The sequence below is a fragment of the Streptomyces nigra genome, from assembly GCF_003074055.1.
In the GTDB taxonomy this organism is placed as follows: domain Bacteria; phylum Actinomycetota; class Actinomycetes; order Streptomycetales; family Streptomycetaceae; genus Streptomyces; species Streptomyces nigra.
Map to the genome: position 1 here is coordinate 6,056,489 of NZ_CP029043.1, position 22,803 is coordinate 6,079,291.

The 22,803-nt window shown below is 73.0% G+C and carries 20 protein-coding genes; 9 read left to right on the forward strand and 11 right to left on the reverse strand.

The features are described from left to right. Positions 1–7 precede the first annotated feature (7 nt). Both DC008_RS27960 and DC008_RS27965 read right to left on the reverse strand, forming a co-directional pair. Positions 8–2,314, reverse strand: coding sequence for a hypothetical protein (locus DC008_RS27960; protein WP_108709325.1), 2,307 nt, complete (start codon positions 2,312–2,314; stop codon positions 8–10). A 94-nt stretch (positions 2,315–2,408) separates the two neighbouring features. Continuing rightward, the gene (locus tag DC008_RS27965) at positions 2,409–3,617 is read right to left on the reverse strand and encodes a pyridoxal phosphate-dependent aminotransferase (protein ID WP_108709326.1); all 1,209 of its coding nucleotides are present in this window, start codon (positions 3,615–3,617) and stop codon (positions 2,409–2,411) included. 87 nt (positions 3,618–3,704) lie between these two features. Here DC008_RS27965 and DC008_RS27970 point away from each other — a divergent pair, with 87 nt between their 5' ends. Then, on the forward strand, positions 3,705–4,331 hold the full coding sequence (locus tag DC008_RS27970; protein ID WP_108709327.1) for a winged helix-turn-helix transcriptional regulator: 627 nt from the start codon (positions 3,705–3,707) through the stop codon (positions 4,329–4,331). Positions 4,332–4,391: 60 nt separating this feature from the next. Here the strand turns inward: DC008_RS27970 and DC008_RS27975 are convergent, their stop codons facing one another. From DC008_RS27975 to DC008_RS27985, 3 genes are read right to left on the reverse strand one after another with little or no spacing between them, the layout of a single operon-like run. After that, entirely contained in the window at positions 4,392–5,192 is an 801-nt protein-coding gene (locus DC008_RS27975) for a hypothetical protein (RefSeq protein WP_108709328.1), read from the reverse strand. Further along, complete coding sequence (locus tag DC008_RS27980; RefSeq protein ID WP_108709329.1) at positions 5,192–6,460, reverse strand: VWA domain-containing protein; 1,269 nt, start codon at positions 6,458–6,460, stop codon at positions 5,192–5,194. Before DC008_RS27980 ends, DC008_RS27975 begins: the two co-directional genes overlap by 1 nt. A gap of 43 nt (positions 6,461–6,503) precedes the next feature. Then, positions 6,504–8,009: an IucA/IucC family protein gene (locus DC008_RS27985; RefSeq protein ID WP_108709330.1), complete on the reverse strand. Its 1,506-nt coding sequence runs from the start codon at positions 8,007–8,009 to the stop codon at positions 6,504–6,506. Positions 8,010–8,102: 93 nt separating this feature from the next. Here DC008_RS27985 and DC008_RS27990 point away from each other — a divergent pair, with 93 nt between their 5' ends. The 5 genes from DC008_RS27990 to DC008_RS28010 all read left to right on the forward strand — a co-directional run bounded on the left by DC008_RS27990 (position 8,103) and on the right by DC008_RS28010 (position 12,707). Beyond that, positions 8,103–9,620: an IucA/IucC family protein gene (locus DC008_RS27990; RefSeq protein WP_108709331.1), complete on the forward strand. Its 1,518-nt coding sequence runs from the start codon at positions 8,103–8,105 to the stop codon at positions 9,618–9,620. 123 nt (positions 9,621–9,743) lie between these two features. Continuing rightward, positions 9,744–10,088 carry a hypothetical protein gene (locus DC008_RS27995; RefSeq protein WP_208646013.1) on the forward strand — a complete coding sequence of 115 codons (345 nt, stop codon included), beginning with the start codon at positions 9,744–9,746 and terminating at the stop codon, positions 10,086–10,088. Between the two features lie 72 nt (positions 10,089–10,160). Next, entirely contained in the window at positions 10,161–11,456 is a 1,296-nt protein-coding gene (locus DC008_RS28000; protein ID WP_108709332.1) for a cation:proton antiporter, read from the forward strand. 46 nt (positions 11,457–11,502) lie between these two features. Next, complete coding sequence (locus DC008_RS28005; protein ID WP_108709333.1) at positions 11,503–12,417, forward strand: HipA family kinase; 915 nt, start codon at positions 11,503–11,505, stop codon at positions 12,415–12,417. Further along, a complete protein-coding gene (locus DC008_RS28010) occupies positions 12,414–12,707 on the forward strand; it encodes an Rdx family protein (RefSeq protein WP_108709334.1) in 294 nt (97 codons plus the stop codon). Before DC008_RS28005 ends, DC008_RS28010 begins: the two co-directional genes overlap by 4 nt. On the opposite strand, the gene aceB is transcribed toward DC008_RS28010, so the two are convergent. Together aceB and DC008_RS28020 are read right to left on the reverse strand one after the other, a co-directional pair. After that, a complete protein-coding gene (gene aceB / locus DC008_RS28015) occupies positions 12,697–14,319 on the reverse strand; it encodes a malate synthase A (RefSeq protein WP_108709335.1) in 1,623 nt (540 codons plus the stop codon). The two genes, DC008_RS28010 and aceB, sit on opposite strands and share 11 nt — an antisense overlap. 208 nt (positions 14,320–14,527) lie before the next feature. After that, positions 14,528–15,130, reverse strand: a complete 603-nt coding sequence (locus DC008_RS28020) for a nucleotidyltransferase family protein (protein ID WP_108709336.1) — start codon at positions 15,128–15,130, stop codon at positions 14,528–14,530. A 176-nt stretch (positions 15,131–15,306) separates the two neighbouring features. On the opposite strand from DC008_RS28020, the gene DC008_RS28025 reads away from it, so the two are divergent. Further along, positions 15,307–15,627, forward strand: a complete 321-nt coding sequence (locus DC008_RS28025; RefSeq protein WP_108709337.1) for a DUF5955 family protein — start codon at positions 15,307–15,309, stop codon at positions 15,625–15,627. Between the two features lie 336 nt (positions 15,628–15,963). Here the strand turns inward: DC008_RS28025 and DC008_RS28030 are convergent, their stop codons facing one another. The 4 genes from DC008_RS28030 to DC008_RS28045 form a co-directional block, all read right to left on the reverse strand. Continuing rightward, positions 15,964–16,644, reverse strand: a complete 681-nt coding sequence (locus DC008_RS28030) for a response regulator (protein ID WP_108709338.1) — start codon at positions 16,642–16,644, stop codon at positions 15,964–15,966. Next, the gene (locus DC008_RS28035) at positions 16,641–17,966 is read right to left on the reverse strand and encodes a sensor histidine kinase (RefSeq protein ID WP_108709339.1); all 1,326 of its coding nucleotides are present in this window, start codon (positions 17,964–17,966) and stop codon (positions 16,641–16,643) included. Before DC008_RS28035 ends, DC008_RS28030 begins: the two co-directional genes overlap by 4 nt. Further along, the gene (locus tag DC008_RS28040; protein WP_108709340.1) at positions 17,963–18,805 is read right to left on the reverse strand and encodes a CPBP family intramembrane glutamic endopeptidase; all 843 of its coding nucleotides are present in this window, start codon (positions 18,803–18,805) and stop codon (positions 17,963–17,965) included. The genes DC008_RS28035 and DC008_RS28040 overlap by 4 nt, the downstream gene beginning before the upstream one ends. 203 nt (positions 18,806–19,008) lie before the next feature. After that, positions 19,009–19,800, reverse strand: a complete 792-nt coding sequence (locus DC008_RS28045; protein WP_108709341.1) for an IclR family transcriptional regulator — start codon at positions 19,798–19,800, stop codon at positions 19,009–19,011. Between the two features lie 257 nt (positions 19,801–20,057). Between DC008_RS28045 and allB the strand changes: the two genes are divergently transcribed. Both allB and alc read left to right on the forward strand, forming a co-directional pair. Then, a complete protein-coding gene (gene allB / locus DC008_RS28050) occupies positions 20,058–21,425 on the forward strand; it encodes an allantoinase AllB (protein ID WP_108709342.1) in 1,368 nt (455 codons plus the stop codon). A gap of 5 nt (positions 21,426–21,430) precedes the next feature. Next, complete coding sequence (gene alc, locus DC008_RS28055) at positions 21,431–22,546, forward strand: allantoicase (RefSeq protein ID WP_108709343.1); 1,116 nt, start codon at positions 21,431–21,433, stop codon at positions 22,544–22,546. The last annotated feature ends 257 nt before the right edge of the window (positions 22,547–22,803 follow it).

Below are 22,803 nucleotides of genomic sequence, written 5' to 3' on the forward strand. Positions count from 1 at the left end.
CGTCCTCCTACTTCTCGGAACCGCCGGTGCCGCTGACGGCGGCCGGGCCGGTCTGCCGCGGGACGGTCTGGTTGGCGCTCGCGCCCGTGCCGACCGCCTGGTTGCCGACGATGCTCATGCCGCCCTGCTGGATGACGCCCTGGTTGAGGATCGTCTGCTGCTGGGCGCGGAAGTCGGTGATGTCGTAGCCGCGCGAGTCGAGGAACTCCCGCAGCGCCGCGAGGGTGTGACGCTCCACCAGGGCGGTGATCCGGCCGGCGTCCACGACCTGGAAGTAGTTGTGGTACTCGGGGCTCAGGGCCATCTCGCGCACGCTCACCCGGGCACCGAAGTCGAACACCGGGTCCTGCTCCATGGCCTTCAGCTCGTCCATCGTGCGCCGGTGGTGCCGGGTCTCGAAGCGGGCGTACCGCAGGGCGCGGAACGGGGCGGCGAGGAACGCCGGGCCGGTCCGGGCCAGCGAGGTCACCAGCAGCCCGCGCCGGGCGTCGTCGCGGAGTTCGCCGCGCAGCCGGTCCACGACGTGGTAGTCGGCCCGGACGGGCCCGAGCACATGGTTGTCGCAGTGCAGATGCAGGGTGCGGCCCGCCGTGGAGAAGTGCAGGAACACACTGGGCACCACGTCCCCGCCCCACAGCGGCACATGGACGGCCAGATAGTGCCGTACGGCACCGGAGGGGCGCTCGATGATCCGGTCGACCTCCGGCGGCGACAGCCGGGCCAGCGGCGCGAGCGCGGTGCCGTTCGTGAACCGGTCGTCGTCCCCGATGGCCGTCCCGCTCGCGAAGACGCGGTCCTCGACGAACAGGGACCGCAGGGCGTCCGCGCCGTCGTCCTCCGCGCCGTCCCCGGCACCCCGCTCGGCGACGGTGCGCAGCCGCTGCCGCACATGGTCGACGAGGTCGGTGACGGTGAAGGGCTCCGGCTCGGCGGGGCGGGCCTTCCCCCCGGCGGAGTCGTCCGCGGGGAGCAGCGGCACGGCGATCGACCACTTGGAGTCGGTGCCGGCGTAGCCGACGAACGGCGTGTAGCCGCTGTACACCGTGACGTTGCCGCTCTGCGCCTCCCGGATCGCCGTCAGCCGGTCCGCGATCCACTTGTGGCGCGGCACGGTCGGGCGCGGCCGGTGCGGGAACGCCTCGCGGGTCATGGTGGTGCGCAGCAGCCCGTCGACGGCGAGATCGTGCCGTACGACCGTCGCGCATGCGAACGCGACGGCGGCGATCGACGCCAGGACGGCGGGGACACCGCCCCCGTACGCGCCGAGCAGCCAGGCCGGGAACCCGGACACGGGCGCCGCCGAGATGCCGTAGCCGAAGTAGAAGGCGACGAACACCATGACGACGGCGGAGAGGCCGGTGCCGATCAGCACCCGGCTCTCGGGCTGGTGGTGGCCGCGGGTGGCGTGGCTCGGACGGCCCCCGGTGCGCCGGGCGGTCGACAGCAGCACCATGGAGAACAGCAGCCACAGCGGGGCGAGGACGGCGACCAGGGCGAACGCGCAGGTGAGCCGCAGGTCCCGCTGCTGGCGGAGGTCCCGCGCGGTCAGGCAGTGCCGGACGACCGACACCAGGTCGACCTCGGGGGAGGGGGCCACCGCGCCGGCCTCGTCGGCGAGCACCTCCTCCACGACCCGGTCGGCGAACTGCTCGTCGACGTAGGCGGCCGTGCACAGATAGCGCGTGACGTCGCCCGGCTCTCTTCCGACGGGCATGTGGACCGGACCGGTCGTCATGCCGGTTCCTCCCTCTCTGCTGCGACGGGCCGGCGCCGGCCGGGCACCGGGGGACGGGACGGTGACGGACGGCGCGGCCGCGAGCAGCGCGAGCACCACGCCGGCCGCGACGCCGAAGACGAGGCCCTGGCGCAGCAGCTGCCAGAGCACCGGGGCGGACTGGTCGAAGCGGTATTCCTCGGGCCGGAACAGCTGGGGGAGCGCCCACAGCAGCGTCTGCAGGACCACCGCCACCAGGACGGCACCGACGATGTGGCGCAGCCAGGCCGGGATCCGGGCCGGCAGCCGGGCGGGGACCAGGACGATGCCCGCGATCAGCGCCAGGGCGCGCAGGTCGTTGCTGACCAGATACCGGAAACCGCCGGCGTAGTGGTCGGGGTCGTGGCCCCAGGCGGGCAGCGAGGCCACGGAGAGCAGCCAGGGCTGCTCACCGCTCTCCAGAGAGAGCTCCCAGTAGTACTCGCTCAGCGGCCGCTGCACCCACTCGCTGCCGACGATCAGCAGGACCGCGACGAGCAGGAGAGGACGGCCGCGTAAGCCGGACGGCGTGCCCGCGGCACGCCGGCGGGACGGTCTCATTCCGGGGTCCCCCTATCCCCTGGCTGCTGCGAACGGTGGCGGCACTCTATGGCATCCCCGTTCTCCGCGACCGCGAATCCGCGAACATCCACGCCTACTGGCGATAGCCGCTCAGGAACCGCCCGATCCGCCCGATCGCCGCCTCCAGGTCGTCGGCGTACGGGAGCGTGAGGATGCGGAAGTGGTCGGGGGAGGGCCAGTTGAAGCCGGTGCCCTGGACCACCTGGATCTTCTCGCGCAGCAGCAGGTCCAGGACGAACTTCTCGTCGTCGTGGATGCGGTGCACCTTGGGGTCCAGGCGCGGGAAGGCGTAGAGGGCGCCCTTGGGCTTCACACAGGAGACGCCGGGAATCTCGTTGAGCTTCTCCCAGGCCACGTCGCGCTGTTCGCGCAGCCTGCCGCCGGGCCGGGTCAGGTCCTGGATCGACTGCCGGCCGCCGAGCGCGGCCTGGATGGCGTACTGGGCGGGGGCGTTGGCGCACAGCCGCATGGAGGCCAGCATGGTCAGGCCCTCCAGATAGTCCTTCGCGTGCTGCTTCGGCCCGGTGACCACCAGCCAGCCGGAGCGGAAGCCCGCCACCCGGTAGGTCTTCGACAGCCCGCAGAAGGTGAGGACGACGAGGTCGGGGGCGAGCGCGGCGGCCGAGTGGTGGACGGCGTCGTCGTAGAGGATCTGGTCGTAGATCTCGTCGGCGAACACCATCAGGCCGTGCCTGCGGGCCAGATCGAGGATGCCCTCGACGACCTCCTTCGGATACACCGCGCCCGTGGGGTTGTTGGGGTTGATGATGACGACGGCCTTGGTGCGGTCGGTGATCTTCGCGGCCATGTCGTCGAGGTCCGGGTACCAGTCGGCCTGCTCGTCGCACAGGTAGTGCACGGCCTTGCCGCCCGCGAGGTTGGTGACCGCGGTCCACAGGGGGAAGTCCGGGGCGGGGATGAGGACTTCGTCGCCGTCCTCCAGCAGGGCCTGTACGGCCATGGAGACCAGCTCGGAGACGCCGTTGCCGAGGAAGACGTCGTCGACGTCGACCTCCAGTCCGAGCGTCTGGTAGCGCTGGGCCACCGCGCGGCGGGCGGAGAGGACGCCGCGTGAGTCGGTGTAGCCGTGCGCCCGGGGGAGCATCCGGATCATGTCCTGGAGGATCTCCTCGGGCGCCTCGAACCCGAAGAGGGCGGGGTTGCCGGTGTTGAGGCGCAGCACGCTGTGGCCCGCCTCCTCCAGCGCGTTCGCCTGCTCGATCACCGGGCCGCGGATCTCGTAGCAGACCTCGCTCAGCTTGCTCGACTGCCGGAACTCCATGCGCGCTCGCCCCTCCGGATTCGTGTGTTGCTTGGTTTTACCAAGTGGGAGCTTGGAAAGTCCAACAACATGTCTAGACTGCGTCGCATGTCACCTCGCCGAAGCTACGACCAGTACTGTTCCGCCGCCCGCGCGCTCGACGCCGTCGGCGACCGCTGGACCCTGCTGATCGTCCGGGAGCTGCTGGCCGGTCCGCGGCGCTACACCGATCTGCACGCCGACCTGCCGGGCGTCAGCACGGACGTACTGGCCTCCCGGCTGAAGGACATGGAGCGCGACGGCCTGAGCACACGCCGCCGGCTTCCCCCGCCCGGCGCGGCCTACGTCTACGAACTCACCGACCGCGGGCGCCGGTTGCTGCCCGTGCTGCTGGCGCTGGGGGAGTGGGGCCGGTCCGAACTGGGCGAGCGCCGGCCCACCGACGCCGTCCGCGCGCACTGGTTCGCCCTGCCGCTGCTGTCGTCGCTGGAGGGCGAGGGACTGCTCGAAGTGCACCTGGAGGAGGGCGACTTCCATCTGTACGCCGGCGCCGAGGACGGGCCCGTGTACGGCGAGGGACCCGCCCCCCGCGAGCCCGACGCACGGCTGGTCCTGGACTCCGCGACCTGCGAGGCGCTGGCCCGCGGCGAGATGAGCCTCGCGGACGCCGTCCGGGACGGCCGGGCCACCGTGACCGGCGAGGGCACCCTGGCCAAGGCGCTGCTGGAGGGGTGAACGCCGAGGGCACCGCCGTGCGACCGTACGGCGGTGCCCACGCGTCGTCCTGACGTGACGTCAGGCGGTCGGCGGCACCCGGGGCGGGCGTCCCGCACCGCGCGTCAGCGCGTACCCGCCGATGCCCGCGAGCGCGGCCAGCACACCGCCGAGCCCGGTCCACACCCAGCGGTCGGACCACCAGCCCGAGGCCCAGCCGTCGTCGGGCTCCAGGCTGGCGAGGAGTGCCTGCTCGCCGGACTTCTCCTCCTCGTCCCGGCTCACCCCGGCGCCCGGCACCAGCGGCTCCGCCAGCGAACCGTCCACCGCCGCCGCCCCGCCCGCGTCCTGCGAGCCGACCCGCACCTCGGCGCTCACCGGCTGCCCCAGCACGGAGGCCGGCACGTCCACCGCCGTCAGCCGCACGTAGTACGTACCCGGCAGCGGGTCACCGGACCACGGCTCCGCCCAGCCGCGCACGGTCCGCAGCGCGCACGCCAGCTCGACCGACGCGGCACCGGCCGCCGCGGTACGCGTCTGCGCCCCGAACCGGCAGGCCTGACGGCGCCGCAGACCGTCGTACACGTCGATCTGCCAGGTCTCGGCGGCGTGTTCGGCCGGCAGCTTCACCGTCGCCTCGACGGTCGGCCGCTGTCCGGTGTCCGCAGGGAACGACCAGTACAGGTAGTCACCCGTGGAGGCGTTCGCCGTGGCCGTCTGCCCCTGCTCGATCTCGGTCGCCGTACGGAACGAGGTGCCCGCCCGCGTCGGCGCGTCCGTGTCCTCCGAGGCGCCCGGCGACGGCGAGGAGTCCGCCGCCGCGGGCCCCGCCGCCAGTCCCAGGGTCAGCAGGGCGGCGCCCAGCACACGTGTCATCCGCATCAGTTGCTCCTCCAGACCGCGACGCGCCAGCGTGACAGCCAGCCCCAGACGAGACCGGCGAGGAAGCCGGCCAGGATCAGCGCGCCCAGCAGCCACCAGCCGCGCCCGAGGCCGAAGGAGGCCACGTCACGGGCCGGCGACGGCCCGTCCACCACGTCGACCGTCAGCTCCAGCGGCAGCCCCGGCGTGGTCTTCACACCGGAGCCCGCCGAGAAGGAGTGCGTCACCTGGAGGCACACGGCCTCCGCCGGGGCGTTCTCCTCGTCGTCGTCCGCCTCCGCCTTCGGATAGCGCAGACCCGCCGACACGACGTCCGTACGGCCGGTGCCGGCCGCCTCACCGCGCACTATCTCCCGGCCCGAGGTGGTCACGGCCCGCACCAGCACGCCGTACGACGGGTTCACCGCCCGGTCGGCCGCCACACTCACCGACGCCCGCAGCTCCTGGCCGGGGCGCACGTCGACCCGGTACCAGCGCTGCTGCCCGAACTCCTCGCGGTCCGTGTAGAGACCGGACTTCAGCGCCGGCGCCTTCTCGCAGCGGTCCGCGCCGTCGGTCGCGACCGGGGTCACCACCGGATCGGCCGCCCGGTCCACCAACTGGTTCACCTTGTCGGTGAGTTCCTCGGTGTGCTCGACCGAGGTGAAGGTGCCGCCGGTCGCCTCCGCGATACAGCTCAGCTGCTGCCGCAGCTTGGTGTTCGGCACCAGGCCGAGCGTGTCGATGGTCAGGCCGATGCCCTTCGCGGCGATCTCCCGGGCCACCTCGCACGGGTCGAGCGGCGCGCAGGTGTCCTCGCCGTCGCTGATGAGCACGATGCGCTTGGAGCCCTCACCGCCGTCGAGATCCTCGGCGGCCTTCAGCAGCGCCGGGCCGATCGGGGTCCAGCCGGTCGGCGTCAGCGTGGCCACCGCGGCCTTGGCCTCGGTGCGGTCCAGCGGGCCGACCGGATAGAGCTGCGCGGTGTCCTTGCAGCCCGTCCTGCGGTCGTCGCCCGGGTAGTCGGCGCCCAGGGTGCGGATGCCGAGCCGCACCTCCTCGGGCGTCGCGTCCAGCACCTCGTTGAACGCCTGTTTCGCCGCGGCCATCCGCGACTGGCCGTCGATGTCCCGGGCCCGCATGGAGCCGCTCACGTCGAGGACGAGATCGACCTTGGGCGCCGTCGCGCTCACCTCGTCGGCGACCGCCCCGGCCGGGAAGGCCACCCCGGCCGCGAGCAGGGCGAGCAGGGCGCAGGCCCCGGCCGCCAGCCGTGTTCGTATGATCATCGGCGGATCCTAGTGACCCTGGGGTGCCCGCTCCAAAACGGGGTCAGAACGCGTCCGCGCGCAACGGGTTGGGCAGCAGCGTCCACTGATCACCGGACACGCCGGGCGACAGCCGCATCAGGGTGAGCGCCTTCGTCGGCAGCTCCTCCTCGCGCAGGGCGGCCAGGTCCGCGGTCGCCGGCAGGTCCGGCACGGCCGCCGCGAGGGCCGCGCGCAGCGCCGTCCCGGAGCCCGCGGTGCCCGCCAGCGCCCCGGCCACCAGGGAGCCGAACAGCTTGCGGCGCAGGGCCGTCACGTCGTCCGTGACGATCCGTCCGGTCAGCTCCGGCACCGGGACACCGTGCCGCGCCAGCCGGGCCGGGCTGATCCGGATGTCGGCGAGATCGCGGTACACCAGCCGCACCGGCGACCCGTCGGGCGCCAGCACCACCAGCAGGTTCTGGCCGTGCGCCTCCAGGGCCACGCCCATCTCCAGCAGCCGCAGCCCCGCCGTCAGCGCCAGTCGCGTGAACGCCGCCAGCCACGCGCCCGAGGCGGGAAGTCCGGTACCGGGCAGCGCCGCCACCGGCACCACCCGCTCCCCGGCCCCCGCGTACACCCCGGGCGGCTCCCGCAGCACCGCCGCCAGCTCCGCCGAACCGGCCGTCACGGCGCCCAGCGTCCGCGTGAACTGCGTCAGCCCGTCCAGCCGTTCCCCGAGATCCCCCGCGAACAGCGACAGCGTGTCCGACATCCCCACCGAGTACACCGAGATGTCCCGCACCGACGACGTCAGCCGTGCGCTGAGCGCCGTCTTGACGTGCGGCCCGCCGGGCACGGCGAGCGTACGCAGCGCCATCAGCGGATGCGCGGCGAACCCCTCCTCGTACGGCCGCTTCAGCACATGCTCGGCCTGCCACGGATGGACCGGGATCAACAGCCGCCCCCCGTCCCGCAGTTCCTCCGGCCACTCGCCCGTCACCAGGCACCCCTCCGCCGGCACCGGCACCCGGGCCAGCGACACGACCGGTCGGTGCTCCGGCCCGTACGCCAGCTGCTCCGCGACCGAGAAGCCGGGCCGGGAACGGCAGTTGGGGTGGAACGGGTGTCCGTCCACGACCCGCTGCTCCCACTCCCAGTCGTGCTCCGGCCACTCTTTCGGGTGAGATTCCTGATCGGCCCGCGCGAGAGCCAACGAGGCGACACTGTGCCCGAGTTCGGTGGTGAAGGCGGCACTGTGCGGTACGGCGAGGTCCGTCAGCAGCCGGACCGGATCGTCGTACTCCGTACCGTCCAGCCGCACGGAGGTGACGTAGGCGTCCGTGGCGTACGGGTCCGGCCGCGGGCCGTGCAGCCGGCGTCCGTCCACCAGTCGCAGGGTGAGCCCGTCCGGGCCCCGCTCCCCGCCGGTCACCCAGGTCAGCGGCTCGTACGCCAGCGCACGCCACAGCCGGGTCAGCACCGCGGCCCGGGCCCCCGGCAGCGCGGCCGTGTACCCGGGGAGGAGCGCGCGGCGGACTTCCGCCAGTTCGGCGGCGATCTCGGCCTCGGCGCTGGGGCGACGGTGCACGGGTGGGCTCCTCGGGTACGAGTAGGACGTCGGGACGGCCGCCGACGACAGACATACTGATCGTCTCCCGCCTGAACGGACCGTAGGGAACCAGTGGATCGCGTGCACCTCACCCCGCCGAACTCCGCGGACACCGCGGCCCGCGCCGACGCCCTGGCGATCGCCCCGCTGCTCAACTGCCTGCTCCGCGAGGTGGCCGAACCACAGCGGGACGGGACGGCGCGGCCGGACGTGCCGGACGACGAGCGGCGGGTGCACCGGCTGCGCGGCTCGGGCCGCCTCCTGCGCGTCCTCGGAGACCGGCGGCCCGCCGAACCCGAGGTGCACACCGGCGGCGCCTGGCACCGCGTCGGCCACGCCGAGCTGGTCAAACTCGTCGCGGACGAGCTGCGCCGGCACACCGGGCAGTCCAACCACGAACTGCCCGCCGAGATGATCGACAGCCGGGACGCGCTGGCCGCCCTGCTCACGGCACGCGCGCGTGCCGTACCGCCCGACGACCTCTATCTGCGCTCCGAGCAGTCCCTCCTCACCGGGCACCCCCACCATCCCGCGCCCAAGGCACGCGGTGGCGGCCCGGTGGCGGCCTGGCTGCCGTACGCCCCCGAGGCGTACGCCCGCTTCCCGCTGACCCTGCTCGGGCTGCGCGAGGACACGGTCGTCGAGGAGGGCGACACCGGCGCCCTGGACGCCCTCGGCGAGGCACCGCCGGGCTACCGGCTGCTGCCCGCGCACCCCTGGCAGCTCGGCCTCGTCGACCTCGCGCCCGCCTTCGCCGACGGCCGGCTGATCCGGCTCGGCACGACCGCCTTCGACGCCTGGCCGACGGCCGCGATCCGCACGGTGTACACGCCCGGGCACGACCTGTTCCTCAAGTTCAGCCTCGACGTCCGGATCACCAACGACATCCGCCGGCTGTGGCGGCACGACCTGCTGCGGCTGCGCCGCACCGACGCGGCGGTCACCGCGGCCTTCGCGGGGCAGGACGCCGGCTGGCTGAGCGACCGCGGCTACCGCACCGCCTCCTTCGCCTTCGAGGAACTGGCGGTGCTCGTCCGCGACGGGCTGCGCGACCGGGTGCGGCCGGGGACGACACCGCTGCTGGCCGCCGCGCTCGTCGAGGGCTTCGAGGGCAGCCCACTGGACACGGCCCGGGACGCGGCCACCTGGTGGGAGGCGTATCTCCGGCAGGTCGTCCCGCCCGCCCTGACGGCGTTCCAGGCGCACGGCGTCGTCCTGGAGGCACATCTGCAGAACTCACTGGTCGCCTTCGACGCGGACGGTCTGCCCGCGCAGGCCCTGTTCCGGGACGCCGAGGGCGTGAAGCTCCTCGGGGACGTGCCCCGGGCGGCCGGCTGGGAGCGGCTGGTGTACTGCCTCGTCGTCAACCACCTCGTCGAGATCGCCGGCGCCCTCGTCGCCCGCCACCGCGCCTTCGACCCCTGGCCCGCCGTCCGCTGTGAACTGGCCCGCCACGCCCTCCCCGAGATCCCGGCCCTGCTGTCGTCCCCCACCCTCCCCGGGAAGACCAACCTGCTGCTGCGCTGGACGGGCGCGGACGGCGCCGACGCCCGCTATCTGCCGTTGCCGAATCCGCTGGCCGGGGGATGACCGGGCTGACCCCCGGGTCCGCATATGCCGGGAAATGGGTACTGGAACCGATGGTCCCGGCCACCTCTCGCGTGTGACGGTACGAGTGAGCCCCCGGCCTCCCGGTTTTCGGAAGGAGGAGGTATGCCGCACCCGACCCGACCACGCCCGACCCGATCCCCGCACCCCCTCGACGCACGGCCACGGCACCGCGACCCCCGTTTCACCCGGGGCCCCGAGACCGGCCGTCCACCGCCGGGCGGCCCGCGCGGCCGGCGTGGCGCCTGGGCGCTGCTGGCCGCCTCGGTGGTGATGCTGACCGCCGGCGCCATGCTCCCGCAGGGCCTGCTCCTCGCCTCCGGCCTGGTCGCGGCCGGAATGGCGGTCCAGATGCTCACCCCGCCCGAGAAGCCCGAGCCCCCGCGCCCCCGCCTCCGGGAGCCGGCCCGCCCCGACGCCCCGACCGACCGCACGCCCGACGACGCCTGACGAGAAGCGGGCGCGGCATCCCGCGCCCGCTTCCGTAGCCCTTGTCCGCCCGGCTGTGGAAGGTGGTGACCCGTGGGGCATGCCGACACCCTGCTCGCGATGGGCGGTGCGTTCGTGGCCGCCGCCGTCCTCGCACGCCTCGGCCGCCGGATCGGCCTGCCGACCATTCCGCTCTTCATGCTCGCCGGGATCCTGCTGGGCCCGCACACCCCCGGCCTGGTCCTGGTGCGGGACGCGCACGACTTCGAGATGCTCTCCGCGCTCGGCCTCGTGCTCCTGCTGTTCTACCTCGGTCTGGAGTTCCAGCTCGACGACCTCAGAGCCGGCGGCAGACGTCTGCTCGCGGCGGGCGGCGTCTATCTGCTGCTGAACGTCGGCGCGGGCCTCGGCTTCGGATTCGCCCTGGGCTGGGGGCTGCGGGAGGCGCTGGTCCTCGCCGGGGTCCTCGGCATCTCGTCGTCGGCGATCGTCACCAAGGTGCTCGTCGACTCCGGGCGCATCGCGCACCCGGAGACCCGGCTGATCCTGGGCGTCACCGTGGTGGAGGACATCTTCCTCGCCCTGTACCTGGCGGCGCTCCAGCCCGTGATCAGCGGCGCGGAGGGCATGGGTGAAACGATTCTGCAGGCCGCCAAGGCGTTCGGCTTCCTGCTCGTCCTGGCCATCGCGGCCCGCTACGGGACCCGGCTGATCGGCCGCCTGATCGCCGTACGGGACAACGAGCTGCTGGTCATCAGCTTCCTCGGCGCCGCGATCCTCGTCGCCGGCGTCTCCGAGGTGCTGGGCGTGGTGGACGCCATCGGCGCCTTCATGGTCGGTCTCATCCTTGCCGGGACCCCGTCCGGGCCCCGGATCCGCCGGCTCGTGCACCCGCTGCGGGACGCGTTCGCGGCGATCTTCTTCCTGGCCTTCGGGCTGGCCATCAACCCGGCGGACCTGGTCTCCGTCGCCGGGCCGGTCGCCGCTGCCGTCGCCCTGACGATCGCCATGAACGTGGTCGCCGGACTCTTCGCGGCCCGGCTGTACCGCCACGGGCCCGGGCCCACCGCCAACATCGCCACCACCCTGCTGGGCCGGGGGGAGTTCGCGCTGATCCTCGCCGCGATGGCCGCCACCGCCGGACTCGACGGACGGCTCGCCCCGTTCATCGCCAGCTACGTCCTCGTCCTCGCCGTGCTCGGCCCCGTCCTCGCCGGGCGCGCGCATCTGCTCGCGCGCGTCCTGGAGGCCGCGGGGGCCGTCCGGCCCCGGCGCCGGGAGCGGCCGTCGTGGGAGGGGCGGCCCCCCGACGACCGGGAGCCGGGACCGCCCGACGACGAGCCGGCCGAGCCGTCCGAGGCCGCCGCCGCCCGCTCCGGCACACCGTGACCCCGACTATGCTCGACGCGTACCGGAGGCCGGAAGCAGGGGTCGGATGTTGAGAGAGGTCGTAGCCACCCACTACGTCGAACCCCTGAGGTCCGGCGGCTCCGTCCCCGGCGTCGTCGAGGCCGACGACCTCGGCACCTATGTCGTGAAGTTCACCGGCTCCGCGCAGGGCCGCAAGGCGCTGGTCGCCGAGGTGATCGTCGGCGAGCTGGCCCGCGCGCTCGGCCTGCGTTTCCCCGAACTGGTCCTGGTGCACTTCGACCCCGCCGTCGCCGACAGCGAGCCGCACCAGGAGGTGCGGGACCTGCACACCGCCAGCGCCGGGGTCAACCTCGGCATGGACTATCTGCCGGGCGCCCGGGACTTCACCCCCGAGGTCGCGAAGACGTTCCCCGTGGACCCGCTGGAGGCGGGCCGCGTCGTCTGGCTGGACGCGCTCACCGCGAACGTCGACCGGACCGTGCACAGCTCGAACCTGATGGTCTGGCCGACCCTGGGCACCGTCCCGGCCCGGCTCTGGCTGATCGACCACGGCGCGGCCCTGGTCTTCCACCACCGCTGGGACGCCTCCGACCCCGAGCGGTCCTACGATCTGCGCCACCACGCGCTCGGCCAGTACGGCCCCGATGTGCGCGCCGCCGACGCGGAGCTGGCGCCGAAGGTGACCGAGGAACTGCTGCGGAAGGTCGTGGAGGCGGTCCCGGACGCCTGGCTGGCCGCCGAACCGGACTTCGGCACGCCCGGCGAGGCCCGCGACGCCTATGTCGCGCATCTGCACGCGCGCGTGCGGGCGTCCGCCGCGTGGCTGCCCACCGGCTTCCCCACCCGGGAGGAGCTGGCCGCCGAGGAGAGCGAGCGGGCGGCGAGGACACAGCGAGGCCGGCCGGACTGGCTCAAGCGGGTCCCCGACCTGCACGGCAAGCCCGCCCCGGAACAGGATTGGTCGGTGCACCTGAAATGAGCGGCCGCGTCGAGATCGAGTACTGCACCCAGTGCGGCTGGCTGCCCCGCGCGGCCTGGCTGGCGCAGGAACTGCTCACCACCTTCGAGGCGGAGCTGTCCGAGCTGGCCCTGAGGCCGGGCAAGGGCGGAGTCTTCGTCGTCCGGGTCGACGGCGAGCCCGTCTGGGACCGGCGCGAGCAGGGCTTCCCCGAGCCCACGGCGGTCAAACGCGCCGTACGCGACCGAGTGGCCCCGGGGAAGCCCCTGGGCCACTCGGACAAGACCGGTCCGGACGCCGTCAGCCCCTGAGCCGCTCGTACGCCGGCAGGGTCAGGAAGTCGGCGTAGTCGGCGTCCAGGGACACCTCCAGGAGCAGGTCGTGGGCCTGCTGCCAGTGGCCGGCCGCGAAGGCCTCGGCGCCGAGCTCGGCCTCGATGTTCCTCAGTTCCTCGGCGGCGATCCGGCGGGCCAGCTCGGGCGTCGCCTTCTCCCCGTTCTCGAACTCGACGCCCGCGTTGATCCACTGCCAGATCTGCGAGCGGGAGATCTCCGCGGTGGCCGCGTCCTCCATCAGGTTGAAGATGGCGACCGCGCCCATGCCGCGCAGCCAGGCCTCGATGTACCGGATGCCGACCTGGACGGCGTTGACCAGACCCGCGTACGTCGGCCGGGCGTCCAGGGAGTCGATCGCGATGAGGTCGGCCGCCTCGACGTGGACGTCCTCGCGCAGCCGGTCCTTCTGGTGCGGCTTGTCGCCGAGGACCTGGTCGAAGGACTCCATCGCGATCGGGACGAGGTCGGGGTGGGCGACCCAGGAACCGTCGAAGCCGTCGGCGGCCTCCCGGTCCTTGTCGGCGCGGACCTTCTCGAACGCCACCTTGTTGACCTCGGCGTCCCGGCGGGACGGGATGAACGCCGCCATGCCGCCGATCGCGTGCGCCCCGCGCTTGTGGCAGGTGCGGACCAGGAGTTCGGTGTACGCCCGCATGAACGGGGCCGTCATCGTGACCGCGTTGCGGTCCGGCAGGACGAACTTCTGCCCGCCGTCACGGAAGTTCTTGACGATCGAGAACAGGTAGTCCCAGCGGCCGGCGTTCAGCCCGGAGGCGTGGTCGCGCAGCTCGTGGAGGATCTCCTCCATCTCGTACGCGGCGGTGATCGTCTCGATCAGGACGGTGGCCCGGACGGTGCCCTGCGGGATGCCGGCGTAGTCCTGCGCGAACACGAACACGTCGTTCCACAGGCGCGCCTCGAGGTGCGACTCGGTCTTCGGCAGGTAGAAGTACGGACCCTTGCCGAGATCGAGCAGACGCCGGGCGTTGTGGAAGAAGTACAGGCCGAAGTCGACGAGGGCGCCGGGCACGGGCTGCCCGTCCAGCTGGAGGTGCCGCTCGTTCAGATGCCAGCCGCGCGGGCGCATGACGACGGTGGCGAGCTCGTCGGCGGGGCGCAGGGCGTCCGACTTGCCCGAGCCGGCGTCGGTGAAGTCGATGTTCCGGGTGTAGGCGTCGATCAGGTTGAGCTGGCCGAGGACGACGTTCTCCCAGGTCGGCGCGGACGCGTCCTCGAAGTCCGCGAGCCAGATCCGGGCGCCCGAGTTCAGGGCGTTGATCGTCATCTTGCGGTCGGTCGGGCCGGTGATCTCGACCCGGCGGTCCTGGAGTGCGGGCGGGCACTCGGCCACCTTCCAGGAGTCGTCGGCGCGGATCGCGGCCGTCTCCGGCAGGAAGTCGAGCGTGGAGGTGCGGGCGATCTCGGCGCGGCGCTCGGCGCGGCGGGCGAGGAGCTCGTCACGGCGGGGTGTGAAGCGGCGGTGCAGCTCGGCCACGAAGGCGAGGGCCGCGTCGGTGAGGACCTCCTCCTGCCGGGGCAGGGGCTCGGCGTCGACGATGGCCAGCGGGGACGGCGCTGGTGCGGACATGAGCTGTCACTTCCTTCAGCGGGCTGGGGGACGAGCGGTCGAGCGTGGCACCGGGTGCCAGTCTTCCCGGATGCGGGGGGAAGCGCCCGCCGGACGGCGGGGGCGCTTCTGATCAGTGGATACTAGTTTCCTCATGGTGGAAGTTCAATGGTTTGTTGATGTCGAGATTCTCCGGGTCGAGGAGAGGTGGCGCCGAGTGCCACCACGGTCACTCCAGGTGGGCCAGATCGGCCTCCGTGTCGATGTCGTACGGCTGTGCCACGTCCCCGCACTCGACGAGCGCCACCGACGCAGCGTGCTCCTTCAGATAGGCGCGCGCCCCCCGGTCCCCGGTGGCGGTCGCGGCGACACCGGCCCAGTGGTCCGCGCCGAACAGCACGGGATGGCCGCGGACCCCGTCGTAGGCGGCGGAGGCGAGCGACGACGGGTCCCGGTACGCCCCGAGGACCCGCGCCACCGCCTCCGGTCCGATGCCCGGCTGGTCGACCAGGAGGACGAGCGCCGCACGCGCGTCCGTACCGGCCAGCGAGTCAAGACCGGCCCGCAGCGACGACCCCATCCCCTCGGCCCAGTCCGGGTTCTCCACCAGCACGCACTCGTCGAGCGCCGCCCGCTCGCGTACGTCCGCCGCGCGCGCCCCCAGGACGACGTGCACGCGCGCGCAGCCGCCCGCGCGCAGCACCCCGGCGGCGTGCTCGACCAGGGGCCGGCCGCGCTGTGGCAGCAGGGCCTTGGGCCGTCCGCCCAGTCGTCGTCCACCGCCGGCCGCGAGAAGCAGACCGGCCACCGGGAGGGCTCGTGAGTCCGTCATGCGTCCTGCATACCTGACACCTGCGCGAGGGGCCGACCCGCAGGGCTGAATTTCCGTCCGCGCTGTGGCGGATCGGTACGGGGTGGCGTTTACTGACCGGCGTCCCCGGCGCCCGGAGGGGCGTTCGGCGAGGGCGCGCGGCTGGTGGCGCACAACGGCGTGCGAGGGGGAGAGCTTTGTTGCGGAGCTTGGGGCAGAGGTCGGTGACGGGTACGGGCGAGGACCCGAGGGTGGCGGAGCTGCGGACGGCCGTATCCCGTCTGCGCCGCGAACTCGCCGCGCATCCGGCCGAGTTCCCCGACCGGGGGATCGCCGAGGAGGAACTGGCCGCGCTGGCCGCGATGACGGCCGACGGGGCGCCCGAGGCGCCGCGGCTGCGCCGGTCCTTACTGCTGATCGCCGGGGCCATCGGCTCGGTGAGCGCGCTGTCTCCCGGACTCACCCAGGTGCGCGACGCGGTGGAGATGTTCGGGTCACCGCCGAGCGGCCGGGGCTAGGCCGTGTCCGCAAAGTCCCGCCTGCCGTTCGACGCCCGGCACGCCCTCAGCCCGGCCGGCGCTCCCCCCAGCTCTTCGAGCAGGGGGTACCCCCAGAGCACGCACCGGACGCCGCTCGGCCCGCCCTACGGGCGGACGACGCGACTTTACGGACACGACCCAGGGCCTTTCGTTGGGATCATGCCGGGCTCGCGGGCCCTGGTGCCGCACCTCGCCGCGTTGTCGTCGGTCGCCATGGCTCCGCCGTGGCGCCCTCCTCCGCCTTGCGATGCACGGCACCGGACCCCGCTCCCTGATCCGGCCCGATCCCGACGAAAGGCCCTGGACGGTCGCTTGTCAGCTCGCGAGGCCGTGACGGAACGCGTAGACGACCGCCTGGACGCGGTCGCGCAGGTTCAGCTTGGTGAGGATGCGGGAGACGAACGTCTTCACCGTCTCCTGGCTGATGACGAGGGCGGCGGCGATCTCGCTGTTGGACAGGCCGTCCGAGATCAGCCGCAGCACCTCCAGCTCGCGCGGGGTGAGCGGAACGTCTTCAGGGGTGCCCTCGGCGGGGCGGATGCGGGTCGCGTACCGGCCGACGAGCTGCCGGGTGACCTCGGGGTCGAGAAGCGCCGCGCCCATGGCGACCGTGCGGATGCCGTGCAGCAGACGGTCGGGCGGGGCGTCCTTGAGGAGGAAGCCGCTCGCTCCGGCACGCAGCGCCTCGTAGACGTACTCGTCGAGGTTGAACGTGGTGACCACGAGGACCTTGACCGGGTGGGCGACCCCGGCCCCCGCCAGCAGGCGGGTGGCTTCCAGGCCGTCGAGGACCGGCATGCGGATGTCCATGACCACGACGTCCGGGTCGAGTTTGCTGGCGAGGTCGACTCCTTTCCGGCCGTCGCCGCACTCGCCCACCACCTCCATGTCGGGCTGGGCGTCGATGATGGTGACCAGGCCCGTGCGGATCAGCGCCTGGTCGTCGCAGACGAGCACCCGGGTCGGGGCGGCCCCGGCGGGAGGGGGTGATGTCACGCGCGGCCCCCGGCCGGTATCCGCGCCCGGACGACGAAGCCGCCGCCCGCGACGGCGCCCGCGCTGAAGTCACCGCCGAGCACGTCGACCCGCTCGCGCAGACCGGCCAGCCCCCGTCCGCCGCCCCCGACGGCGGTGGCCCGTGAGCCGGTGCCGTCCGTGCTGACCTCCACGGTGATCTCCCTCTCGCCGTGCCGCACGACGACCGAAGTGCGGCTGCCGTGAGCGTACTTGAGGGCGTTGGTGAGTGCTTCCTGCACCACCCGGTAGGCCACGAGGTCGGAACTGCCGGTGGACTCCGGCGGGGTGCCCTCCTCGGTGAACTCCACCGGCTGGCCCGCCCGGCGGGTCTGCTCCACGAGGGTCAGAAGGCCGCCGACGGCCGGTGTCCTCGGCTCGGCCGCGGCGGCGTCCCCACTCCGGGTGCCGTGATCGGGGTTGAGCAGGTCCAGCAGGTGCCGCAGGTCGGTGATCGCCCGGCGCCCGGTGTCGGAGACGGCGCTCAGGGACTGCTCCAGCCGCTCGGGCGCGGCGGTCAGATAGCGTGCGGCCTCCGCCTGCACCACCATCGCCGTCACATGGTGGGTCACGACGTCGTGCAACTCCCGCGCGATCCGGGTGCGTTCGGCGTTCCGTGTCTCCACCGCGACCCGCTCGCGGCGTTCGGCCTCCGCCCGCCGGGTGGTGCGCAGCCAGCTTCCGGCGCCCCAGGCCAGGCACAGCGCCATGTAGAAGGTCGTGAACTCGGCGGCGGTCTCGCCCGTGCCGAGGTGGGAGAGGCCCACCGCCAGTGCCACGTACGCCCCGGTGAGGCCGGCCACGAAGCTCCGGCGGTGCCGTTCCAGGTGCGAGCCGGTGCTCACCAGCACGATGCCCAGCGCGGAGGCCGCGAACGTGTGGTAGCCGAGAAGCTGGTCGGCGGCGAACCCGCCGGAGACCAGGGCCGCCGAGAGGGCCGGCCACCGCCGTCGCACCGCCAGGGGCAGGGACTCCAGGAGGATCACGACGACGGCCAGGGCGTCGTGCGGGCGGTCGGGGACACCCCCGATGACCGTTCCGTTGCTGCGGAGGGCCGGGAGGAAGGAACCGATCAGGAGGAGCAGCCCGAACGGAAGGTCCCGGACGACGACGTCCAGCCGGTACCAGACTCCACCGACACGCTTCCGGGCACTGTCCAGGCGGTGCCGGATGCGGTCCGGGCGGGACTCGTTGACCAACGGCCGGAGCCGGAGCCCGGCCGTCCGGAGCCCGGCACCGCTCTCGCGGTGTCCGACTCCGGCCGACCGGTGCTCCGGCGAACCGGCGGATCGCTGTTCCGTCATCGGGCGAGCGCCGCGAGCGTGTCGACGCGCTCGGCGCGGCGCCGGGGGACGATGGTGCCGCGGCGGTGGGCCACGACCAGGAAGCCGACCGTCAGCAGCGCGCCGAAGAGCACCGAGTAGACACTCGCCTCGGGACCGAACTCGCCGCCCGTGATCAGGTGGTTGCCCGACAGGGTGGAGTCCAGCAGCCCGTGGGTTTCGCCGCTGCCCGAGACCTGGGTGCTGAAGACGCCGGACTCCATGAAGTTCCAGGCGAAGTGCACGCCGATGGGCAGCCACAGGGTGCGGGAGGCGGCGTAGGCGGCGGCGAGCATGGCGCCGGCCTCGATGGCGATGGCCAGGGCACCGGCGACGGTGGCGTCCTCGTTGAGGACGTGCATGGCGCCGAACACGAGGCCGGACAGTATCAAGGCGATGTACGTGCCCGTGCCGCGTTCCAGCAGCCGGAACAGCAGCCCGCGGAAGATGATCTCCTCCGTCGAGGCGGCGGCCGCCATGAAGCCGATCAACCCGATGGCCCCGCTCACCGAGTCGATGCCGTGGACCTCGTAGTCACCGAGGATGTAGATGTTGCCGATGACGCAGAGGAACATCAGCGTGCCGATGACCAGGCCCCAGAAGGCCGCGCCCACCGCGCCCTCCCCCCGCAGTTCGGTCACCTCGCGGTTCTCGGTACGCCGTACGGCCCACCGGTAGACGAAGGTCATCACGGCCACGGTGAGGGCGCCCACCAGGAGGGAGAGCCAGGGGTTGTCCTTCACCCCGTCGGCGAGACCGCCGCACAGCGCGTAGACCGCGAAGACGACGACGACCTGCAGGACTGTCTTCCAGGCTTTCATGACGTGGACTCCCCTTGCCGGTTCCGACTCCGGTTCCTTCTCCGGCCCGCGGCCCGGCGTTCCGCGGTGAGTCGAACACTAGGAATTCGGGGTCGGGGGAGTCGTCACCGTGGAGTGGACACTCGCTTGTGGCTCGCGCGGGGGACAGCGGGGCGGGACGTCCCCCGGAAGGGGCCTACGTGCTGGAGACGCGGCCGTGTCCGTCAGGACTGGTTCTGGCTGGCCAGTGCCTCGGCCAGTTCACCGGCGATCTGCTGGAGCACCGGCACGATCCGCTCCGTCGCCGCCTCGGTGACCCGGCCCGCCGGGCCCGAGATCGAGATGGCCGCCGGGGTGGGGGAGTCGGGCACGGGCACCGCGAGACAGCGCACCCCGATCTCCTGCTCGTTGTCGTCGACGGCGTAGCCGGTGCGGCGCACGTCCTCCAGCGCCGCGAGGAAGCCGTCCGGCGTGGTGATGGTCCGCTCCGTGGCGGCCGGCATGCCGGTGCGCGACAGCAGCGCGCGCACCTCGTCGGCCGGGAAGTCGGCGAGCAGGGCCTTGCCGACGCCCGTGGAGTGCGGCAGGACGCGCCGGCCCACCTCGGTGAACATGCGCATCGAGTGCTTGGACGGCACCTGGGCGACGTAGACGATCTCGTCGCCGTCGAGCAGGGCCATGTTGGCGGTCTCGCCGGTCTCCTCGACCAGGCGGGCCAGGTAGGGGCGGGCCCAGGTGCCCAGCAGCCGGGAGGCGGACTCACCGAGCCGGATCAGCCGCGGGCCGAGCGCGTAGCGGCGGTTGGGCTGCTGGCGGACGTATCCGCAGGCCACCAGGGTGCGCATCAGACGGTGGATGGTCGGCAGGGGCAGACCGCTGCTGGCGGACAGCTCGCTCAGGCCGACCTCGCCTCCGGCGTCCGCCATCCGCTCCAGCAGGTCGAAGGCGCGCTCCAGGGACTGGACGCCGCCGCTGGACCGGGTGGAGTCGGTGGTGCTGGCGCTGGACGTCGGCACGGCGCGTTCCTTTCGGGACCGGAGAGGGCAGAAGCCTACCCGCCGGTCGGTCGACTCCCCGTGAGGGCGTCTGCACGTTCTGCGTGTCGGAAGTGTAATTCCGCTTTACGGAACTGTCCAGAGCTGCGAGGTGAGGTGCATCGTGGAGAAGTGTGCCCTTGACGGCGCCGCGACGGGAGTGAAGACTCCTTCAACAGAACGTTGAATTCCCGTGGTCCGAGTGGCCGTGGGAACCAAGGCGGCAGAGAGGGGTCCGGGTGTCCGACGTCGAACTGGTGCTGCGCTCGACGCGCGTCATCACCCCGGAGGGGACACGGCCCGCCTCGGTCGCCGTCGCCGCCGGAAAGATCACGGCCGTCCTCCCGTACGACGCCGGCGTCCCGTCCGGCGCCCGGCTGGAGGACCTCGGCGACGACGTCCTGCTGCCCGGCCTCGTCGACACGCACGTCCACGTCAACGACCCCGGGCGCACCGAGTGGGAGGGGTTCTGGACCGCCACCCGCGCCGCGGCGGCCGGCGGCATCACCACCCTCGTCGACATGCCGCTCAACTCCCTCCCGCCCACCACGACCGTCGACCATCTGCGCGTCAAGCGGAAGACGGCCGCCGACAAGGCCCATGTCGACGTCGGCTTCTGGGGCGGCGCCCTGCCCGGCAACACCGGGGACCTGCGCCCGCTGCACGAGGCCGGGGTGTTCGGCTTCAAGGCGTTCCTGTCGCCGTCGGGCGTGGACGAGTTCCCGCACCTCGAACAGGACCAACTCGCCCGTTCCCTGACCGAGATCGCCTCCTTCGGCGGACTGCTCATCGTCCACGCCGAGGACCCGCACCACCTCGACGCCGCCCCGCAGCGGGGCGGCCCCCGGTACGCCGACTTCCTCGCCTCCCGACCCCGGGACGCCGAGGACACGGCGATCGCCCAATTGATCGACCAGGCCAGACGCCTCGACGCGCGCGTGCACGTGCTGCACCTGTCCTCCGCCGACGCGCTCCCGCTGATCGCCGAGGCCCGGCGGGACGGCGTACGGATCACCGTCGAGACCTGCCCGCACTACCTCACCCTGACCGCCGAGGAAGTCCCGGACGGCGCCAGCGAGTTCAAGTGCTGCCCGCCCATCCGCGAGGCCGCCAACCAGGACCTGCTGTGGCAGGCCCTCGCGGACGGCACCGTCGACTGCGTGGTGACCGACCACTCGCCGTCCACGGCCGACCTCAAGACCGACGACTTCGCCACCGCCTGGGGCGGTATCTCCGGTCTCCAGCTGAGCCTGGCCGCCGTATGGACGGAGGCACGCCGACGCGGCCACGGCCTGGAGGACGTGGTCCGCTGGATGTCCACCCGGACCGCCGGCCTGGTCGGCCTCGGCCAGAAGGGCGCCATCGAGGCCGGCCGCGACGCCGACTTCGCCGTGCTCGCCCCCGACGCGGCCTTCACCGTGGACCCGGCCGGCCTCCAGCACCGCAACCGTGTGACGGCGTACGCGGGCAGGACCCTGCACGGGGTCGTGCGCTCCACCTGGCTGCGCGGCGAACGCATCTACTCCGACGGCGAGTTCACCGACCCGAAGGGACGCCTCCTCACCCGGGCCGGCCGGCTCCCCACCGACGACGAAAGGCAGACCTGATCACCGTGACGGCGATCCCCAGCTTCACCGGCGACGCACGCCCCTACGGCGGCGGCGACCCGTACGCGGACTACCGCACCGCCGACTTCGACTTCACCCGCCACGCCGATCTCGCCGACCGGCGGCTCGGCGCCGCCGTGATCGCCGCCAACGACGAGTTCTTCGCCCAACGAGAGAACCTTCTGCTGCCCGGGCGGGCCGAGTTCGACCCCGAGCACTTCGGCCACAAGGGCAAGATCATGGACGGCTGGGAGACCCGGCGGCGCCGCGGCGCCTCGGCCGAGCACCCCTGGCCGACGGCCGAGGACCACGACTGGGCGCTGGTACGCCTCGGCGCGCCCGGCGTGATCCGCGGCATCGTCGTCGACACGGCCCACTTCCGCGGCAACTACCCGCAGGCGGTGTCCGTCGAGGGCACCTCCGTGCCGGGGGCGCCGTCGCCCGGGCAGCTGCTCGGCGACGACGTGAAGTGGACGACGCTGGTGCCACGCACCCCGGTCGGCGGTCACGCCGCGAACGGCTTCGCCGTCGCCGTCGAGCAGCGCTTCACCCACCTCCGGGTCAACCAGCACCCCGACGGCGGCATAGCCCGTCTGCGCGTGTACGGCGAGGTCGTGCCCGACCCCGCGTGGCTGGCGGCCCTCGGCACCTTCGACGTGGTCGCCCTGGAGAACGGCGGCCGGGTCGAGGACGCCTCGGACCTCTTCTACTCGCCCGCCACCAACACCATCCGGCCGGGCCGCTCCCGCAAGATGGACGACGGCTGGGAGACCCGCCGGCGCCGCGACCGGGGTCACGACTGGATCCGCTACCGGCTGGCGGCCCAGGCCGAGATCCGGGCCGTCGAGATCGACACCGCGTATCTCAAGGGCAACAGCGCGGGCTGGGCGTCGGTGTCGGTCCGGGACGGCGAGAGCGGCGAGTGGATCGAGATCGTCCCGCGCACCCGCCTCCAGCCCGACACCGACCACCGCTTCGTCCTGCCGGCCCCGGCCGTCGGCACGCACGCACGCGTGGACATCTTCCCGGACGGCGGCATCTCCCGGCTGCGTCTGCACGGCTCGCCGACCGAGCAGGGCGCCGCGCAACTGCGGGCCCGCCACCAGGAACTCGGCGGCTAGGGTCTTTCGTTTGGATCAGGCCGGATCAGGGAGCGGGGTCCGGTGCGTGCTCTCGGCGCGCCGGACGGGCTCCCGCGTACTGGTTGTACGCGGGTGGCCGGCCGGTGCGGCGAGTGGGGGTCCCCCCTGCTCGAAGAGCTTGGGGGAGTGCCGGCCGTCGAACGGCAGGCGGGACTTTGCGGACACGGCCCAGGGAACGGTCTCGCCCCGCGGCCGTGGTGCTGTGGGGGGTCCGCGGGGCGAGCGATCGGTGGTGC

Excerpts from the sequence above, each read along its gene's own strand:
- aceB (WP_108709335.1), bottom strand. The coding sequence starts at position 14,319 with ATGTCCGCACCAGCGCCGTCCCCGCTGGCCATCGTCGACGCCGAGCCC.
- DC008_RS27975 (WP_108709328.1), bottom strand. The coding sequence starts at position 5,192 with ATGCGGATGACACGTGTGCTGGGCGCCGCCCTGCTGACCCTGGGACTG.
- DC008_RS28035 (WP_108709339.1), bottom strand. The coding sequence starts at position 17,966 with ATGACGGAACAGCGATCCGCCGGTTCGCCGGAGCACCGGTCGGCCGGA.
- DC008_RS27960 (WP_108709325.1), bottom strand. The coding sequence starts at position 2,314 with ATGAGACCGTCCCGCCGGCGTGCCGCGGGCACGCCGTCCGGCTTACGC.
- DC008_RS27995 (WP_208646013.1), top strand. The coding sequence starts at position 9,744 with ATGCCGCACCCGACCCGACCACGCCCGACCCGATCCCCGCACCCCCTC.
- DC008_RS28040 (WP_108709340.1), bottom strand. The coding sequence starts at position 18,805 with ATGAAAGCCTGGAAGACAGTCCTGCAGGTCGTCGTCGTCTTCGCGGTC.
- DC008_RS27970 (WP_108709327.1), top strand. The coding sequence starts at position 3,705 with ATGTCACCTCGCCGAAGCTACGACCAGTACTGTTCCGCCGCCCGCGCG.
- DC008_RS28020 (WP_108709336.1), bottom strand. The coding sequence starts at position 15,130 with ATGACGGACTCACGAGCCCTCCCGGTGGCCGGTCTGCTTCTCGCGGCC.
- DC008_RS28005 (WP_108709333.1), top strand. The coding sequence starts at position 11,503 with ATGTTGAGAGAGGTCGTAGCCACCCACTACGTCGAACCCCTGAGGTCC.
- DC008_RS28010 (WP_108709334.1), top strand. The coding sequence starts at position 12,414 with ATGAGCGGCCGCGTCGAGATCGAGTACTGCACCCAGTGCGGCTGGCTG.
- DC008_RS27965 (WP_108709326.1), bottom strand. The coding sequence starts at position 3,617 with ATGGAGTTCCGGCAGTCGAGCAAGCTGAGCGAGGTCTGCTACGAGATC.
- DC008_RS27980 (WP_108709329.1), bottom strand. The coding sequence starts at position 6,460 with ATGATCATACGAACACGGCTGGCGGCCGGGGCCTGCGCCCTGCTCGCC.